At 58.1% G+C, this 18,756-nt stretch carries 12 protein-coding genes; 2 read left to right on the top strand and 10 right to left on the bottom strand.

The window, feature by feature from the left end; genetic code table 11:
• The 9 genes from RCI20_RS15605 to RCI20_RS15565 form a co-directional block, all read right to left on the bottom strand.
• Positions 1-5,128: filamentous hemagglutinin N-terminal domain-containing protein (locus RCI20_RS15605; protein ID WP_306607114.1), on the bottom strand; the 5,128-nt coding region annotated here is incomplete at its 3' end.
• A 174-nt stretch (positions 5,129-5,302) separates the two neighbouring features.
• A complete protein-coding gene (locus RCI20_RS15600) occupies positions 5,303-6,892 on the bottom strand; it encodes a ShlB/FhaC/HecB family hemolysin secretion/activation protein (protein WP_306607112.1) in 1,590 nt (529 codons plus the stop codon).
• Between the two features lie 100 nt (positions 6,893-6,992).
• Positions 6,993-7,688: a monofunctional biosynthetic peptidoglycan transglycosylase gene (gene mtgA / locus RCI20_RS15595; RefSeq protein ID WP_306607110.1), complete on the bottom strand. Its 696-nt coding sequence runs from the start codon at positions 7,686-7,688 to the stop codon at positions 6,993-6,995.
• On the bottom strand, positions 7,685-8,536 hold the full coding sequence (aroE, locus tag RCI20_RS15590) for a shikimate dehydrogenase (protein ID WP_306607109.1): 852 nt from the start codon (positions 8,534-8,536) through the stop codon (positions 7,685-7,687). Before aroE ends, mtgA begins: the two co-directional genes overlap by 4 nt.
• Positions 8,537-8,541: 5 nt before the next feature.
• Positions 8,542-9,429, bottom strand: a complete 888-nt coding sequence (locus tag RCI20_RS15585) for an energy transducer TonB (RefSeq protein WP_306607106.1) — start codon at positions 9,427-9,429, stop codon at positions 8,542-8,544.
• Positions 9,426-11,327 carry a ribonuclease catalytic domain-containing protein gene (locus RCI20_RS15580; protein ID WP_306607104.1) on the bottom strand — a complete coding sequence of 634 codons (1,902 nt, stop codon included), beginning with the start codon at positions 11,325-11,327 and terminating at the stop codon, positions 9,426-9,428. Before RCI20_RS15580 ends, RCI20_RS15585 begins: the two co-directional genes overlap by 4 nt.
• A 7-nt stretch (positions 11,328-11,334) precedes the next feature.
• Positions 11,335-11,919, bottom strand: a complete 585-nt coding sequence (locus tag RCI20_RS15575) for a YqiA/YcfP family alpha/beta fold hydrolase (RefSeq protein ID WP_306607102.1) — start codon at positions 11,917-11,919, stop codon at positions 11,335-11,337.
• Positions 11,916-12,737 carry an undecaprenyl-diphosphate phosphatase gene (locus RCI20_RS15570; RefSeq protein ID WP_306607100.1) on the bottom strand — a complete coding sequence of 274 codons (822 nt, stop codon included), beginning with the start codon at positions 12,735-12,737 and terminating at the stop codon, positions 11,916-11,918. The genes RCI20_RS15575 and RCI20_RS15570 overlap by 4 nt, the downstream gene beginning before the upstream one ends.
• A 30-nt stretch (positions 12,738-12,767) precedes the next feature.
• Positions 12,768-13,025, bottom strand: coding sequence for a YkgJ family cysteine cluster protein (locus tag RCI20_RS15565; protein ID WP_306607098.1), 258 nt, complete (start codon positions 13,023-13,025; stop codon positions 12,768-12,770).
• Between the two features lie 67 nt (positions 13,026-13,092).
• Between RCI20_RS15565 and RCI20_RS15560 the strand changes: the two genes are divergently transcribed.
• Both RCI20_RS15560 and RCI20_RS15555 read left to right on the top strand, forming a co-directional pair.
• Positions 13,093-14,448, top strand: a complete 1,356-nt coding sequence (locus tag RCI20_RS15560) for a hypothetical protein (RefSeq protein ID WP_306607097.1) — start codon at positions 13,093-13,095, stop codon at positions 14,446-14,448.
• A 12-nt stretch (positions 14,449-14,460) separates the two neighbouring features.
• Positions 14,461-17,493 carry a FecR domain-containing protein gene (locus RCI20_RS15555; RefSeq protein WP_306607095.1) on the top strand — a complete coding sequence of 1,011 codons (3,033 nt, stop codon included), beginning with the start codon at positions 14,461-14,463 and terminating at the stop codon, positions 17,491-17,493.
• A 75-nt stretch (positions 17,494-17,568) separates the two neighbouring features.
• On the opposite strand, the gene thiC is transcribed toward RCI20_RS15555, so the two are convergent.
• The coding region (gene thiC, locus RCI20_RS15550) for a phosphomethylpyrimidine synthase ThiC (RefSeq protein WP_306607093.1) at positions 17,569-18,756 on the bottom strand (1,188 nt) is incomplete at its 5' end.

Here is an 18,756-nt window from a genome sequence, read left to right as displayed (position 1 = left end):
CCGGGGTGGGGATCGGTGTTGGTTCCGGTGCCGGCGTGGGCGTCGGTGTTGGTTCCGGAGCCGGGGTTGGATTGGGCGTTGGTGCTGGCGGCGAATAGGTCGTCGTGACCGAAGGGCTTATCGTGTTGCCGCCTGTGTCCGTGATGGTGGCACTATTGCTGACGCTGCCGCCGGTCAGTTGTACGCTGCTGCCTGAAATGGTCGAGCCGCTGGCCAGGGTCAGTACATCAGTCGAGCCGCTACCGTTGGCCGTCAGGGAGACCGGACCACCAGAGGAGATGCCGCCATTCACCGTCAAAGGGCTGTTGGCGATCAGTGTCACCCCGCCCGAGCCGCCGCCGCGAATGACCGTGGAGCCACTGGGGACGATCAGATGACCGTAGTTGCTCAGTCTGACACTGCCATTCGGTGCATTGGCCGTTGCCGTGAGTTGTAGCGGGTTGGCCGCACTGTGCGCTTCCAGCCAGATACTGCCGTTCTGGGCGGTGGCATTGACCGTGGGTGTGATGATCTTCAGCGGGCTTGCACTGGATGTACCAATGTTTCCGTCGGTGTTCAGGGTGATGGAGGTGATGCCGCTGACGGTAGATGAGCCGGTCAGGTTGCCGGTACTGTTAACCGTCAAGTTCACCGTGCTGCCGGTGATGCCTGTCAAGGTATCTGGCACGGTATCGGGAATCGTGTAGCTATTGACGTTGGTGCTCTGGCTGAAAGTCAAATCAACCGGGCCGCTGGCGCGACCGGCTACGTTGGGTGCCGTGATCGAATTGCCGGTGATCGTGTGGGCATCGAACAGGAGTTGTCCGCCGAGGTAGAGGGGGGCATTGACGCTGATGGTGCCGCTGGTCTCTCCGGCGATCAAGGCCAGCGCTCCGCTGCTGCGGGTGATTGAGCCATTGATCAGCAGAGTGCCTGTGTCGTTGGTAGTGTTGGATTTTCCCAGTACGAGCAGCGGGGTCACGATCATGCTGTCGGACAGATGGCTGTTAAGAATCCGGCCAGTGCCATTCGGCGTGCTGTCGAATACCTCGAAACCGGCATCTTTCGCCAGGTTGCTCAACTGTGCTTGAGCTGTTGCCGTCACTGTGCCATAACTCAAATCAATCAAACCATTGCTGGCCAGCCAGACATTCTTGCCAGTAATTGTGGTCGGATACCCCGATTCTCCAACAGCAATTCCATAGTTGGCCTTGAGTTCGACCTGCCCGTTTGTGCCACCGGTGACAGGAGATTTGACTGTCATCAGGCCATCCGAGAGGGTGTTGGATACCGAGAGCAATGCTGAATTTGGCGCGTTGATGCCGTCAATGCCAACTACGTTTCCAATGCTCAGATTACCGGCACTGCTAGCGATTTCAATATTTGCCGCAGAGCCGGCGAGGTTTCCGGCAATGCTGAAAAAACTGTTGCCCGCATGCTTCAGGTTGGCTCCGCCGTTGCTGCTGATTAGTGCCAGGCCATACGCACTGATTGGGGCGCTTTGACTGAATGCCATGCCGGAAGCGACGTCAGACTGCAATTTGACATTGTTGCTGCCAACATTGATGCCTGCACTTCCACCATAAACATGGTTGACGTTGATCGGATTGCTGCTGCGATACGAAAAATTCCCGCCGCTTGTCGTTCCCGCAATCACTCCGGTGGGGTTAGCGTTTTCGAGGGTGACAGCGCCACTTGCGCTTGCATATACGGCGGCACCAGCCAATGCAGTTCCTGCACTTTGGGTAACATTGGCTCCCGTATAGTTTGCGTTCAGTGTGATGGCACCAGCCTGAGCCCCTCCCCCTGCATAGCCGGCCGTCGGTATTACGGTCGACAGGTTCCCGACGACTAAATTGCCAATCGTGTTTTGGGTGACGGAAATACTGTTGAAGCCGCTGATTGAACCAGCGGTCTGGGTGAATGTATTGCTGACAGTCAGGTTGTTGGTATTTGCTCCCTGAACGTTTTTACCAAACAGGCTGCCGCCCGAGAGAGTTAACGAACCGATTGTCGCGCTGCCGGTAATGGTCAGTTGACCTGTACCATCAATGATCAGGCTGCCAATGCCAGTCAGGCTGCTAATGGTGCCGACATTGCTATCAACTGTTGCAGCAATGCCGCTACCAATGGACACACTGGCTCCCGGGGCTGGAAGTAGTCCATTTGTCCAGCTTGCATTGACTCCCCAGTTGCCGCTGCTGGTGAATTCGCAGACCATGCACGAAGTGGGGGCACTCAAATTGCCGGTGGCGCCATCGTAGGCATAGCCGGATAAGTCCCCATTTACTTGGATGTTTGCAAAGGTTCCGGTTCGACTGTCTGCAGAAATAATCAGCACTGGAACGCCAGCGGTAATATCGTCTAGCAGTTCGAGTGTTCCGGCGACCGTTGCGCTACCCGATGTCAGTATCTGGTCCCCTGATCCGGGATGCAAGGCCAAGGTGCCTGTGGCAGTTTGTGAGAAGCTCGTGCCAGCTTGTAGGGCTGCTGGATCCGTTCCGTTGCCTAATTCGATCCGGCCGCTATTGGTCAAAGTGCCCCCACTGACCGACAAACCTTCTTCAATAGTCAGCGTTGCGCCCGAGTTGTTGGTCAGGTTGCCCGTGACTTGAGGGGGATTACTTCCATCCGACAGTATTGCAATTGATCCAGAGTTGGTCAGGTTGCCAGTAATTGTTGTGCCGTTTTCAATATCGATGGTGCCGAAGTTGTTCAGATTGCCTGTGATGCTAGCGCCATTTCTGCTCTCAATTTTTCCGCTGGCAGCAACGGTTGTTCCGACAGGGGCATTGATGGTTAGTGTCCCACCCGAGCCTCCATCTCCCCAGGCGTTGAGTCGCCCGGCAATCGTCAGGGCACCGCCTGTAATATTCAGGGCTATATCGCCGCCTTTTGAGAATAAACCTTCACTTCCATCTGTATTGCCGATGGTGAGGTTTCCGGTATTGGCGAAGCTGAATGGGAAAGAAGAGAACCCGGTATAGTCCATTTCCGAATTCAGTTTTCCAACTGAGTTAGCGGAATTGGTCAGTACAATATTGCCTCGACCTTCAACTGATAATGTACCGGCAGCAAATGTCAGAGGAGCGGTTTGGGTAATACCGGCACCGGTTTTCAGTACAAATGTCGTGGTCGTTCCGGGAACGCTGATTGGTGCGGAAATCGTGATTCCAGAGGTCAGCGTAGGGTCTCCCCAAGGCGCGTTTTGATGACTGTCGATGGTGATTGTGCTGGATGAAAATTTATTCAGTTCTGTTTGCGATATTTCCAGTGCATCACCCGAATGCCCTGGACTGCCGAGATCTATATCCAGAGTTTTCGAGGCAATCCGGATGCTTCCCGCCGCGCTGGCGATTCCCGCAGTATCCAGATTCAGCATGTCCGTGAGCAGGGTGAGATTGCCTCCGGTAGCCAGCGTGGAACCGGATTGCAGAAGAATTTCGTTGCTGTCGAGAGTGATATTTCCTGTGCCAGAGTTAAGTGATGCAGCAACTGTATTGCCGAGGGCTAGTGATGTATCGCCCATCAGGTCAATGTTGCCGCCATTGCTATTGATGGAAACACCATCGCCGACCGTGATGGTATTTGCGCTGGCATTCAGCCCAAGTTTGCTGTTGGTGCTGCCAATGTTGGCATTGATTGCGATTGTCGAGGCCGCACTGGTTCCTGTGAGTGTGAGGGTGCTGTCGGTTGCGCCGGTTTTGTTGATCGGGCTGCTGACCGTGATCGAGTTCGTCGCAGCCAGACTGACGTCGGTGCTGCCGAGAAGCGCTGCTAGCGTACTCGCCTTGATATAACTCGGGATAGTGCTTGGCAATTCTCCCGCAGTAATATCCGTTGTAACGTCGTCGCCGACTTCGTCGGGGGTTCCATCTCCATCTTTGTCGGCAACGTTGCCAATCACCAGCTCGTCCGGGTCTAGCAACAGCGTTCCCCGTTTCCCATTCCCCGCCGACGTATCTACCTTGGCCTGAAAATCCAGCCACTTCTTGCCGGAGACTTCAACGAACCCACCGTTACCGCTTTGCTTGCCGCCGCGTGCTTCAATGTTGCCGTAGGCGCGGGTGGTGCCGTCGCCCCAGACGATGATGGTGCCGCCATCGCCGTTGTTGCCGGCGTTGGCTTTCAGCGTGGCATTCTTGCCGAGCAGGGTGGTTTGGGCGTTTTGTACGTCAGGATTCTTGCCCTGGAAATCGCCGCCAACCAGAATGCGGCCGCCGTCGGTATTGCCTGAGGCATCGAGGACAGCGTTGCCGGTGACGGCGACGCGCTCGCCGAGCGCCCGGATCGTGCCGCCCTTGGCTTCGGTGCTGCTGGCATCAAGTGTGCCGAGGATGCGGGTGTCACCGGTACTTTCCACGCTGATCGAACCGCCGTTGGCCTGAGTGCCGCGGGCGTTGGTGTTCGAGCCTTCTTCCAGCGTGACCTGGCGGCCCTTGAAAACGATACGTCCGGCTGCGTCGACCGCAACACTGTCGGCGGAAACCGTTCCTTTTTGCTTGAGCAGGGCACCGAACAGGCTGACTCGACCATTTTGGGCCACAATCTGGCCAAGATTGATGGCTTGATCGTCGGGGGCGGAAACCACGATCTGGACATCGGGGTGGGCGTTGTCCACCAGGCTGACCTGACGGCCGGCGGCAAGCAGGACTTCGCCGTTCGGTGCATTGATGATGCCGGTGTTCGCGATGTCCGGGGCGATCAGGTAGATGTTGCCCGCACCGGCGTTACTCAGCGTACCTTCGTTGCGGATGTTGCCGGCGACGCCGCCGGCCGAGAAATTCATCCGGCCAGCGAGAAAGTCGGCATTGCTGACATTCAGCGTCGAGGCGACAAAACCGGGGATATCGATCCGGGCACCTTGTCCGAACAGGATGCCGTTCGGATTGATCAGCCAGACCCGGCCATTGGATGTCATCGCACCATGAATCGCGCTGGCCTCGCTACCCGTCACCCGGTTCAGTACCGATGAAAGGGCCGATTGTTGCTGGAAGCGAACCGCTTCGAGCGCGCCGACCGAGAAGTTCGCCCAATTGATGATGGCGCCCGGCGTATTGGCGATGTTCAGCGTGTTGCCGTTCTGCGTGATGGCCGCGCTACCTGCGACGACCTGTGCGCCGTTGGGAAGGGCAAACGCCGTAGGCATCGCAAAGCAGGCGGCGACCGCCAGAGCCAGCAAGCGCGGGTGGAAGTGACCCTTCTGTGTCGAAGGGGGAAAAGCTGGGGTGGGGCGAGCCATGGCGAGCTCCTTGTCTGCGGGACTGATTTTCACTGTAGTTCATTCCGGGTGAGGGTGGCTTTTTCTTGCATGACATGCAGGCTAGAAAAAGACGCCGATCCGGCCGTGGAAGCGTTTGTTGCCAGCGGGCTGGGCTTCGCTGCCGTCAAGTACGTAGGCATAGTCGAGTTGCGCGGCAATATTGCTGCTGAGGGTCCAGCGCACACCGATGCCGGCACTGGAAACTTTTTCGCTGGCGATTTCACCGGGTTGAGGGTTTTCCCGGGAGAGGCTGCCGATATCGTAGAAACCAACCACACGGCAAGCTTGCCCGGCCAGGTATTTGCCGCACAGGTTCGGCGTGTACAACTCCAGGTTGCCCTGAATGCCACGGTCGCCGGCGATTTCGCGCTCCAGGAAGCCGCGTACTGAACTGGCACCACCGATGCCGAACTGTTCGCCTGGTACTTGCGGGGAATTGGCCCATTGCGCCGTGGTCACCAGACGCCATTGCCAGTCACCGGCCAGTGCCTGGCTGAAGGTCAGACCGCCGCGCAGCACCTGATAATCGCGTTTGGCCCCCTGGCGGGTGGCGGTCACATTGGTTTGCGCACCGTCGGGGGCGCCACCCAGGTTGCGCGAGTAGGTGAGATTGAAGCCGAGTTCCCGGCCTTCCTGAGCGATTCTGCCGGCGTATTGCAGGCTGACTGGCCGTATGCCGACATCGCTGCCGAGTTGTTGTCCGGCTGCGACGACGCTGTTCTCGAACTGTTTCTGGTCGATGCCAAGGACGAGTTCATGGTCGTAGTCACCCTGGCGCTGGAGTTTGCGCGTGTAGCGCATGCCCATGGAGCTGCCTTTGCCGGTAATCGCCAGATTGAAAGGGCCGGCGGCAATCGAGCCTGCATCGACGTCGGATTTTGCTGCGTAGATGTCGATGACATCGCCCAGCTCGTACAGAGGGATGCGGTAGGCAATGCCGTAAACATTGACTTGACTGGCCTTCTCGGGGGAGGTCTGGTATTGCAGCGTCAGAATCTGGTCCCGGTTGAACAGGTTGCCGTGCTGGAAGCTGACGCCGATTCGGTTGCGCCCTGTTTGCGGTGTTCCGGTGTTGTCCAAGGTAAGACCTACGCGCCAAGGTCGCTGGTCGGTCACTGCAATGCGGGCATCAATCTCTTCAGCGCTTTCTCCTGGGCGGAATTGCAGGTTGAGCTTTTTGAAGGGATTTTCGTTGGCAACGCGCAAGCTGGGGGAAATTTGCGCCAGACGTGGAATCTCTCCTTCGCGCACGGCAGGCAGGCTGTTGCGGATATTCGCGTCATCGAAGTGCTGATTGCCATCGACCTCGACCTTGCGGATTTTTGCTTCAATAACCCGGAATTGAACCTCTCCCTGTTCCAGCACCTGTTCGGGAAGAATGACCGAGACGGTGTTGAAACCGGCTTGGCGATAGGCATTTTCCAAGGCTTCCAGCGCCTGTTGGACATGGCCGAAGTCACGTTCCGGACCAAGGAATGGGGTTACAGCAGCATCAATGGCTTCCTGGCGCAGCAGCGAATTGCCTTCAACCTTGAAGTGCTTGATCGAGAATTTTGGAATGTCTTGTGCTGTGGCAGATGCAACAGACAAGCAGAGCGTTGTCGCAAATGCTGCGGTCAACGCCGCGCGAGGGGAAAAATATCGAAGCATTACCCTGCCTTTCAAAGGCAAATTTAACGTTTTGAATCGTAAAGCAAGCTAGCCTGAAAGGCCATAGCATATTTGATGCCCGACTCATGTCGGAGGCAGATCAGGGGAGTTCGGATGCTGGCATGCGGGCCAGAATGATGCCGGTTTTACGGGCCAGGCCAGGGGCGTTGCGGTTGCGGTCGTAGAAGCGGGGGTTGGGCACCATCGCCGCGAGTTTGGCCGCCTGGGCTGCGCCAAGCTGTGCTGCACCGATGCCGTAATAATGGCGTGCCGCAGCCTCGGCGCCGAAGACGCCGTTACCCCATTCGATCACGTTCAGGTAAACCTCGAAGATACGTTGCTTGCTCCACAGGGCTTCGAGCAGCAAAGTGATGACGGCTTCGTTGGCTTTACGCAACAGGGATTTGTCTGGGGTCAGGAACAGGTTCTTGGCCAGTTGTTGGCTGATGGTTGAGCCGCCGGCGACGAAGCGGCCTTTTTTCTGATTTTTCTCGATGGCTTTCTGGATGCCATCCCAGTCGAAACCTTCATGGTCGACGAACTTTGCATCCTCAGCCGCGATGATCGCCCGCTTGAGCTCGGTGGAAATACGTGCGTAAGGGACCCACTGATGGCGTAGTTCAGCCGCCGGGTTCTTGGCCTGCAATTCGCTTAGCCGGATTTCCATGAAGCGGGTGGTTCCCGGATTGAAGTGTCCCCAGTACATGACCCAGAGAAACAGCCACAGCAACCAGGTGCAACCGAGTGCGATCAGTCCGAACAAGCCCCACTTGAGCCAGCGGCTGGCTGCTTTCATCCCTTGAGTGCGCTACGCAGGCTGGCCAGTACGGGGGCGCTGGCCGGATGTCTGCCGCGCCAGACCGCAAAGGCTTCGGCGGCCTGTCCGACCAGCATGCCCAAGCCGTCGGCACAAAGGCTGGCGCCTTGTTCCCGTGCCTGTTTCAGGAAGGGGGTTTCGCCCTTGCCGTACATCATGTCGTAGGCCAGGCTGCCTGGCGCGAAAATGCCGGGTGGCAAGGGCAGGGTTTCGCCAGCCAGACTGGCGGAAGTGGCGTTGATGGTCAGGTCGAATTGTTGTCCCGCCAAATCGGTGAAGTTTCCGGCGCTGAGCGCGCCCCGGAGGAGGTCCCCTTGGGGGGCTGCAATATCCGAAAAAGCCTCGGCCAGCGCACAGGCCTTGTCAGCAGTACGATTGGCGATCATCAATGTCGCCGGTCGGCCGGCGAGCAAGGGTTCGATGACACCCCGTGCTGCACCGCCAGCGCCTAGCAGAAGTATGCGTTTGCCGGCCAGCGAAAATTTCAGATTGCCAGTAATGTCCGCTACCAGACCGGCACCATCGGTGTTGTCGCCGAGAATGCGTCCATCGACAAAGCTCAGGGTGTTGACTGCGCCGGCCCGTGTTGCGCGAGGCGTCAAGGCATTGCAGAGGCGAAAGGCTTCTTCCTTGAACGGCACGGTGACATTGGCGCCACGTCCGCCGCGTGCGATAAATTCGTCGACGGCTTGCCGGAACCCATCTACCGGTGCGAGACGTGCTTCGTAGCACAGCGCTTCTCCGGTCGACGCGGCAAAAGCGGCATGAATGGCGGGAGATTTCGAATGGGCAATCGGGTTGCCGAAGACGCAATAGAGATCAGGCATGTGGCTCAACGATTGGAAGTGGCAAGCGTATCACCGGGGACGAAATTCCATTCCCGGGCAAAGGAGAGGACGCTGGCGTTGCCCATGGCTTCCCGGGGGACGGGGCCGAACGGGGCTGACATGCGCAGGATGCGCAAAGCAGCTTGGTCAAGCAGCTTGTGTCCGGAGGATTGGGAAATTTCCGCGCTGTACAGACTGCCGTCTGCGACATTCAGTTCGACAAAAATCACGACCCGACCATATAACTTGCCGCGCGCTTCCTGGGGGTAATTCAGTGTGCCAATGCGTTCTATCTTGCTGCGCCAAGCATCAAAATAATAGGCCAGTCCATATTCCTGGGCACGCGAGCCGATGACTTTCTTGACCGGGCGCTTGTTGTATTCATCAATCGATTTGTTGATTTCACCTTCAAGGCGGGCCATCGCGCGTGCCGACTCGGCCAGGTCGAGGCCACTGAGCGGGGTGGCCGGGGTGGGTTGATTGCTGCGTGTTTCGGCGGCGGCAATTTTGGCCAGGCTTTTTGCTTGCGCCAGCATTTTCTGCTGCGCAACTTCCAGTTCCTGAACCCGCTGGCGCATTTGCTGCAAATCGCTACCCGTGGTCTTCTGCTGGGTAGATGGCAGCGGTGTCTTCGCCCGGCGGTTTTCGTCAGTGTTGCCGCCCCCATCGAGATTGGCTTGGGCCAGCGCTTGCGCATCGTTCGGGCGGGATTTGCTGCGGGCGTTGACCAGAACGATATCGAGCGCCTTTTCGCGCATGACTTTCGAGGTTTCCGGGAAGGCGAAATGCAGGCTCAACAGCAAGCCATGCAGGCACAGAGAAATGCCGATCGCCAGCAACAAGCGTTTGTCGCTGGGTAGATTGTCAAATTTGGGTATATCCCGAAGCTTCACTGTGCTTCTTCCTCTATTGCCTCCACGGGCACGGGGGCTTCGAGCACGCTGACGAAGCGCAGGCTGATTTCGGGGGCCAACAAATCGATGCTTTCAACCGCCAGGCGCAGGCGCTGCCCCTGCTGCAGGTCGGTCGGCGCCGAAGGTACGCGTACCATCAATGGCAGGTGATCGACCTTGACCAGTTGCTCGCGGCGCACGGTGGCATCGATTTCGCTGATGTTGTGCTGCTGCAGCCAGCGCAGGCACCAGTAACGCTCCATCGAGCGCTGGAAATCGGCGTAGGCGGCATAGGTCAGTTCGAAATCGCGCATTGCGGCGAACAGTTCGGCAGATTTTTGCGGGAAAGCCGGTGCTTCGCCCTTCAGGCAGGCAATCAACTGCCATTGGTTGACTAGATCGCAGTAGCGGCGCAGCGGCGAGGTCATCCATGCGTATTGCGGCACGCCAAGACCTTCGTGCGGCAGCGGCGAGGTGGTCATGCGCACCTTGCCCTGGGTTTGCGCGCGATACAGGCAGGCGATGTTTTTCTCGGCAAGCAGGCCGCCCCAGGTCGAGTTGGCGACGATCATCAGTTCGGCGACCAACTTGTCGAGCGGGCTGCCGCGCTTGCGCTCGGAAATTTCCACCGTGCAGGCATCCGGGTCGGCCAGATCGCCGACGATCTCGAAGTTGTAGTCATTAACGCCCTGCGTCGCCGACGGCTTGCCGCGCCGGCCTTCGCAGGCGTTGGCAAAGTGCCACAAGTGGACCAGTTCGTCCTTGAACGGCTGGTCGGGCAAGGGGCCGCCAATGGTTTCTGCGTTGAACCAGGGTTCGACTTCGTGATGGCGCAGGTTGGCGGCGATATGCACCATTTCCAGCTGCGACTCGTGCGAAATGATCTCGAATTGCTCGTTGACCGTGAGATAGAGCGATACCGCCGGGCAATCGACGCCACCGGCCAGTGTGTAGTTCTGGACCACGGCATCGGGCAGCATGGTGATCTTGTTGCCCGGCATGTAAACCGTCGACAGACGGGCGCGCGCCAAGCCATCCAAGGGCGACCCATGTTCGATGGCCAGCCCCGGCGCGGCGATGTGGATGCCGATGCGCGAACCGATACCGGGCAAGCGAACGACCGACAGGGCATCGTCGATTTCAGTGGTGTTGGCATCGTCGATCGAGAAGGCGCGGACGTCGGCGCGCGGCAAATCGCGCGGCAATTTCGGCGCGTCGAGTGCTGGAAAAGCCACGCCCTTCGGGAATTGTTCGTGCAGGAAACGGCGGTAATGCAGGAAATAGGGCGACTTGATCGCGCCGCACTGGAACAGCATTTGTGCGGCACTCAGCCCGGTTTCGGCACAGGCCGTCTCGAAGGCCTTGGTTTCCGGTTTGTTGCGATCCGGCGCATAAAGCAGCGCATCGGTCAGCCCGCCGATTTCCGGCGGCAGGCGGAATGCCTTCAGTTCGCTGATCCAGCCTTCCATCGCGAGCGCTTGCTGACGCTTTTTTTCAAGACTGGCCAGAGCAGCTGCGAGAATGTCGGCAGGCGCCTTGCGGAAGCGGCCCTTGCCTTTGCGATGGAAATAGACGGGCGCAGCGTGCAGGGCAAGCAGCACCGCCGTCGCTTCGACCGGCGCGGGCTCGTGTCCGTAGTAATCACGGGCAAAATCCAGAAACGAAAATTCGCCATCGCTGACGCACTCCCACAGGAAATCGGCTTCGATCTCTTCCGCCTGTGGCGTGGCCTGGTCAAGCAGGCTGGCCGCAGAGGGTTTTTCGAAGCGCAACAACACCGTTGCAGCCTTGATCTTGCTGCGCTTGCCCGTTGGCATTTCGACCTGCAACGAGCTGTCGTTGTCGGCCATGATGGTGCCGGCCTTGAAGCCGCCGTCTTCTTCAAACAATACGTTCATCGGCGGATTATATCCCGGCGAATTCAAGTATTTGCGGGATGAACTCGGGAAAACGGGTGAAGCTGTGGTCGCCGCCCTCGATGATATTTTGCCGACAACCGAACCAGAAAGCTTGTGCCGCATGGTAATCGAGCACTTCGTCACCGGTTTCCAGCAGTAGCCAGTAACGCGAAGGCGTCGGTCGGACAGCCTGTGCTTTCAGTTGTGCGGCATGTTCGGCCGTGAAGTGAAAACGCTCACCGCTATGGAAATTGGCGTGTTCGCCGATGAATTTGCTCACATCTACCCCATCGACCGCACCAGGAAGAAAGTTCCCTTGGAGAGCTGCTGGGTTGATCAGTACGGCATTCAGGCCGTGTTTCTCTGCCAGATGGCTGGCGTAATGACCACCGAGCGAGGAACCAATCAGCGTGACCGGTGTTTTGCTCGCTTCGATCAGACGTGACACCGCAGTCATTGCGACATCCGGAAACGGCGACAAAGCGGGGCAAATAAATTGATCGGCCAGCCCGCGACGGGCCATTTCCTCGGCCAGCAGGCGTGATTTCCACGAGGCCGGCGATGAGCGGAAGCCATGCAGGTAAATAATCATGCCGTCCACTCCACCCAGCCCATTTGTGCGGTCAACAGCACCAAAAGACCAAAAATGATCCGGTACCAGGCGAAGATCGTGAAATCGTGGTTCGACACGTAGCGCAGCAGTGCCTTGACGGTCAGCATGGCGGCAATGAACGACGCCACGAAGCCGACGGTAAATACCGGCAAATCTTCGATGCGCAGCAGCGCCCAGTTTTTATAAACGTCGTAGATGGTCGCCGCGAACATCGTCGGGATGGCGAGGAAGAAGGAAAACTCGGTCGCTGCCTTGCGCGACAGGCCAAAAACCAGGCCGCCCATGATCGTCGCCCCGGAGCGTGAGACGCCGGGAAACATCGCTACTGCCTGGGCAAAACCGACTTTCAATGCGTCTTTCCAGTGCATCTCGTCCACGCTATTGACCCGTGGATGATAGGCCTTGCGTTCGAGGTACAGGATCAATAGCCCGCCGGCGATCAGTGCGCCTGCAACGGTCAGGGGATTGAACAGGTAAGTTTTGATCGTGCTGTGAAACATCAGCCCGAGCACCGCCGCCGGCAGGAAGCCAACGATCAGCAAGCCAGCAAAGCGCTGTTGCTCCGGATCACTGCTCAGGCCGCCGAGCGCCTTGCCGATGCGTTCGCGGAATTCCCAGCAGACAGCGAGGATGGCGCCCAACTGAATGACGATCTTGAACACCTTGCTCTGGTCGTCGGTGTAATTCAACAGGCTGCCGACGATGATCAGGTGGCCGGTCGATGAAATTGGCAGGAATTCGGTCAACCCTTCGACGATGCCGAGGATCAGGGCTTTCAGGAGAAGAATCGGGTCCATGCTGAGCGCTTTAAAACAGGAGGCAGCATTCTACGCCGGCGGTCGGGTGGCTGCTTCCAAATCGACCAGCCAGCGCAGCGCATCGTCGCGCGTTTCACCGCACATTTCCTGCGAGGGTTGTAGTCCGCTGCAACAGGCCGGGCGCTCGGTACTCCCGAATATCCGGCAACGCAAATCATCCGTCAGGTGTTGACAGGCGACATCGGCCGGCTTGTTCAGGGATGAAATCGTCGGGGCAATACAACAGGCGGCACAACCGGGGCGACAAATTGGTAGGGATTTTGGCATTGGAGGAATCCGTTGCTCATATAATTTTCTGGCGTTATAAAAAAACACAAAACCTAAAGGGGGTTTTATGCAATTGCGTCGTCTGGCATGTTTGCTTGGCGTGGTTTGCGGTAGTGCTTTTGCTTCGGTCGATCAGGATATCAAGTCCCTGATGGAAGCTGGAAAGTTCACTGACGCTTATCACTTGGGGAAGCAAAATCAGGAGCAAATGGGCCAGCCGGCCTTTGACTTTTTTTTCGGTATCGCGGCACTGGATGGTGGGTCGCCCGGTGAAGGCATTCTCGCTCTCGAACGCTTTCTGTTGGCTTTTCCAGACAATCGCTCGGCCCGCTTTCATCTGGCTCGCGGTTACTACATCCTAGGCGAGGACCAGCGAGCCCGCCAGGAATTCACCGATTTGCTAAGCGATGCGGATGGCGCCGAAAAAGTTGGTATCGAGCGCTTTCTCGACGCCATTCGGTCGCGTGAGTCGCGCTACGTACCGACGGCGGCTTTCTTTGTCGAAACCGGCATCGGCTACGACAGCAATATAAATGCCGGAGTTCGGGCGGGCGATGTTGCCGGGTTGCCCGGTTTTGCCGTCAATACCGACTCCGCGTCGGCGCGTGAGCGGGATACGTTTTATTCCCTGCAGGCCGGCGTTCAAGCTTCCTATCCCGTTGCCCCCGGTGTAATGCTCTACGGCGGCTTTCAGGGCAATGGCAAGTGGCATGCCGGCAAGAATAACGATGTTTTTGATCAAGTCGGCCTGGGCGCGCAAGGTGGTGTCAGTGTGCTGAAGGGGCGCAATTTCTATCGCACGGGGCTTGAGCATAATTTGCTTAATGTCGATGGTTCCGCCTATTTGCGTTCGACTTCGCTGCTTGGCGAATGGTCGCATCAGTTCGACCAGTTCAACCGTTTTGGCGCCGGTTTGCAGTACTCACAATTGCGTTACGAGGATGTCACGATCTATCTGGACAAGGACAAACGGCTGGCTTCACCGTCGGGGGCGCCCCAGCGTGACAGTAATATGACTGTCGTTTCGGCCAACTGGACACGCACCTTTGCCCACGCTTGGAACCCTGTTTTTTCCGTAGCAGCAACTTTTGGGGAAGAGCGTAACGACAGTAGCCGGCGTGAATACTCGCGCGATATTTATGGCGTGCGTGCTCATGTCAGCATTCAACCGCATCAAAAACTCGGCTTTGGTGCAAGCATCAGCTACGTCAATAGTCGGTTCAAGGATAATTTTTCCGGCTTGTCATTTTTCCCGAAGCGCGACGACGATTACACCGCACTTGAGCTAAGCAGTGTTTATGCGCTGGATCGCAATTGGTCGATCAAGGCTGAGGCGACTTATGCCGAGCAAAACTCGAACATTGGTTTGTATGAATATGATCGCGGCACCTTCGCCATCAAATTGCGCTACGACTATAAATAATCGGGGACTGACATGAAAATCAAAAAAATTGCAGTGGCCGTGATGTCGTTGCTGGGCACGGCCAGTGTTCTGGCTGCGCCGGTGGGTAGCGTTCTGGCGGTCGCCGGTGATGTCGTCGCCCAGCGTGCCGGGCAGGAAGTCCGCTTGTCCCTGGGGGCCGGTCTGGAAAATGGCGATGTGTTGCAAGTCGGTCCGGCCTCGGTGTTGCAGGTCCGGTTCATTGATGAATCCATCGTATCCCTGCGGGCCAATTCGACTTTCAAGATCGAAGATTTCCGCTACACCAAAAATGCTGCCGATGATCGTTCCATCTTCGGTCTGGTCAAGGGCGGGATGCGCACCATTACCGGCCTGATCGGGAAAAGCAATCCCAAGAATTATGCGATCACGGGCGTCACGGCGACCATCGGTATTCGTGGCACGCACTTCACTGTTGTCTCGTGCGATACGGCTGCACCCTGTAAAAACCCGGACGATACGGAAGTTCCTGCCGGCTTGTACGGCGGTGTCACGGATGGGCGTATCGCGGTAAGCAACGAGGCTGGTGAATTCGAGTTCGGACAGCAAGAGTATTTCCGTGTCGTTTCGCAGACGACGGCGCCGTTGCGTTTGCTCGCACCGCCCTCGTTCCTGTCCTCCGGTTTCGAGTCTGCGATGCGAGGGCGGGGCAAGAGTGGCGAAGTGGCTTCCGCAGCCAAGGAAGAGAGCCAGGGAAGTCGCAACAGTTCTCCCAAGACCAGCTCCTCGCCGCAATTGACGGCTTTGGCGCCAGCGGTCAGTGCACTACCCGAGGCCATGGGAACTACCTACAAGCCATCGGAAAGTCCGGCGATCAATAGTGGCGCTTCCGGTTCCGGACGCAGCCCGATTACTGCCGGCGATGGGCTCAGTCCGACGGCCGTTTCTGGTCTGACGCTGGTGCAGTCGGTCAGTAATCCCAAGGATAGCGCGCAGCATGCCATCGAGTACCAGGCAGTCAATTCGGTGGTATGGGACGCTCAGGGCTACAAGTCAGCCAGTTGCGGGACGGATTGTTATGTTGACCGCAACATGGCGCGCAGCGCCGAACGGGGTGCCGACGGTGGCGTACTTGAGTGGGGGCGCTGGGTTGGTGGGCCGACCGCAGCCGGTGGTTGGGGTTCGGACTTGACCTTCAGCGAAACCCAGGGTTGGCATTATGTGAATGGCACTGCAACGCCGGCTTCCGGCATGCCGACGACCGGTGCAGCCGTCAGCTACAAACTTCTGGGTGCAACGGCGCCGACCTTTGGCGATGGCGTGGGTAACGGACTCGGCATCGGCAGTGTGAAATCGGCCTCGGCGACGGTTAATTTTGTGGCCGGCACGCTGGCGGCAGAATGGGCGCTCGGTTTTGCCGGCGGGAATGAATACAAGCTGCTGCTGCCATCGGCCTCGTTCTCCGGCTCAGCAGTCAGCGGTTCCGGTTCCCTGGCCCAGACGGCTGGTGCGACAAATGTTTGTACTGGCTCGACTTGCGGTGCAACGTTCAACGGCTTTTTCGCCGGTTCTGCAGCCAAATACCTGGCGCTGGGTTATGACGTGGAAACCAGTGCAACAAGCCTGAACGGTGTTTCCGTTTTCAGCGTACAGGCAGCGGCCGAAACGCCGGCGCCGACGCCTGTACCTGACGTAACACCGGTCCCGGTGCCCGAACCAACACCTGTACCAACGCCTGTCCCGGACCCGGCGCCGGTTCCGATGCCGCAGCCCGTTGTCCTGCCTTTGGCAACGCTGACACAAACGACGCTGGCGGCGAACTATGGTTTGCAGGCTTCATCGCTCGGGGGAACCGCAGCCAAAGCGTGGTCGATCAACGGAACCAGCTACGACACTGCCAGCGCTCTGGCCTCGGCCTTGAGTGCAGCCGGTGCGACAGTGCTGAACGACGATGGTCCGACTGGTGGCTACGTTGCCTGGGATAACGCTACTCATGTGGTATTCGGTCCGAGTTTGACGACGGTGCCCACGTCGGGCACCGTGACCTACAACATGCGGATTGCCAGTAACCCAACTGATTCACATGGTCGAACCGGGACTTTCGTTGCCACACCGTTGCTGGTCAATTTTTCAGCCAGGACATTCAGCACTGACGGTGCAATGCGTATTGCTTTTCCCGCAGTTGGTCCGCTTGCCGCAACGTCTTTCCTGTTGTCGGCAAACAATGTTTCCTATCAGGATTCAAACTGGATATACGGTCAGTTGGCCACTGTTTGCGAAGGTTGCAAGACAGGAAGCGCGGGAGGGAGTTTTTCCGGCTGGTTGCACGCCAATAGCGAGGCGATGGGGGCGTTGGTCAATGCTTACGGGAGCAATGAACAGGATGTAGCCATCAAGGCTGACGTTGCGGCAATTTATTCTCATACGTCTCAGCCTGCACCGACGCTGGTGCAGGTCGAAGCCTTTGCCTCGGCTGCAGCCGGTACCAATGTGGTCTCGGAGCAATATGCGACTGGTATGAGTGAGCTCTTGGCCATCAAGGCGAGTAAAGGTGGTTACAACACCATCGCCACACCCAGTGGGGAAAACTTCTACTGGGCCATCCAGGAACCGGGGGTGAGTGGGACCACGGGTTATCACCAGGCGTGGGGCAGCGTGCCAACGGCTCTGCCGAGCAGCGGTACCGCCACATACGCCTATTATGGCGGTTCTACCCCGACGGATAACTTCGGTCGGGTTGGCAGCATCAGTTCGGCATCAATGACGATCAATTTCGACAGCAAGACAATGACTGCCAATACGGCGCCGGGGATCAATATCAGCTATGCAGCATCGGGTAGCATACCGGTGACCCTGTATCAGATGACGATCAATAATGTGCCGATCAACGGCATGGTGCAGCCAGTGCCAACCACCTGTCTTGGCTGCTCATCCGCTCAGGCATATGGTGGCGCGAACCTGAGCTTCGCCGGCGCCAATGGGCAGGCTGTACTCGGTGCGCTGGCGGTTCAGGGCGCCGTTGGGGCAACCAGCCCGACAACGCATGTTGGTGCCGCCGCAGCGATCTGGGCCAAGCCGACGAAATAATTTCGTCTGGCCGCCGCCAATAAAAATGCCGGGTTTTGAACCCGGCATTTTTTTCGTCAATCATGTTTGGGCTGGTTACACCTTGCGATAAACCTCGGCACCGCTCTTCACGAACTCGACGGCCTTGGTTTCCATCCCCTTGGTAAGCGCTTCCTCTTCGGCAATCCCTTGCGCTGCCGCGAAGTCACGTACGTCTTGGGTGATCTTCATCGAGCAGAAGTGCGGACCGCACATCGAGCAGAAGTGGGCGACCTTGGCTGACTCCTTGGGCAACGTCTCGTCGTGGAATTCGCGCGCCTTGTCCGGGTCGAGGCCGAGGTTGAACTGGTCGTCCCAGCGGAACTCGTAGCGCGCCTTGGACAGCGCGTTGTCGCGGATCTGCGCACCGGGGTGGCCCTTGGCCAGATCGGCAGCATGCGCGGCGAGCTTGTAGGTGATGATGCCGGTCTTGACGTCGTCCTTGTCCGGCAGACCCAGGTGTTCCTTCGGCGTCACGTAACAGAGCATGGCCGTGCCGTACCAGCCGATCATTGCCGCGCCGATGCCGCTGGTGATGTGGTCGTAGCCCGGCGCGATGTCGGTGGTCAAGGGACCAAGCGTGTAGAACGGGGCTTCCTTGCAGTATTCGAGCTGCAGGTCCATGTTCTCCTTGATCAGGTGCATCGGCACATGACCCGGCCCTTCGATGATGGTCTGCACGTCATGTTTCCAGGCGATTGCGGTCAACTCGCCCAGCGTCTTCAATTCGCCCAGCTGGGCTTCGTCGTTGGCATCGTAGATCGAGCCGGGACGCAGGCCGTCGCCAAGCGAGAAGGCAACGTCGTAGGCCTTCATGATTTCGCAGATTTCCTCGAAATGCGTGTAGAGGAAGCTTTCCTTGTGGTGTGCCAGGCACCATTTGGCCATGATCGAGCCGCCGCGGCTGACGATGCCGGTCATGCGGTTGGCGGTCATCGGGATGTAGCGCAGCAGCACACCGGCGTGGATGGTGAAGTAGTCGACACCCTGCTCGGCCTGCTCGATCAGCGTGTCGCGGAAGATTTCCCAGGTCAGGTCTTCGGCCTTGCCGTTGACCTTTTCCAGCGCCTGATAGATCGGCACGGTGCCGATCGGCACCGGACTGTTGCGGATGATCCACTCGCGCGTTTCGTGGATGTTCTTGCCGGTGGACAGGTCCATCACCGTGTCGCCGCCCCAGCGGATCGACCAGGTCATTTTCTCGACTTCTTCCTGAATGCTGGAGCCGAGCGCCGAGTTGCCGAT

This window comes from Azonexus sp., assembly GCF_030824335.1.
Taxonomy (GTDB): domain Bacteria; phylum Pseudomonadota; class Gammaproteobacteria; order Burkholderiales; family Rhodocyclaceae; genus Azonexus.
This window is presented reverse-complemented; position numbering and strand designations above follow the sequence as displayed.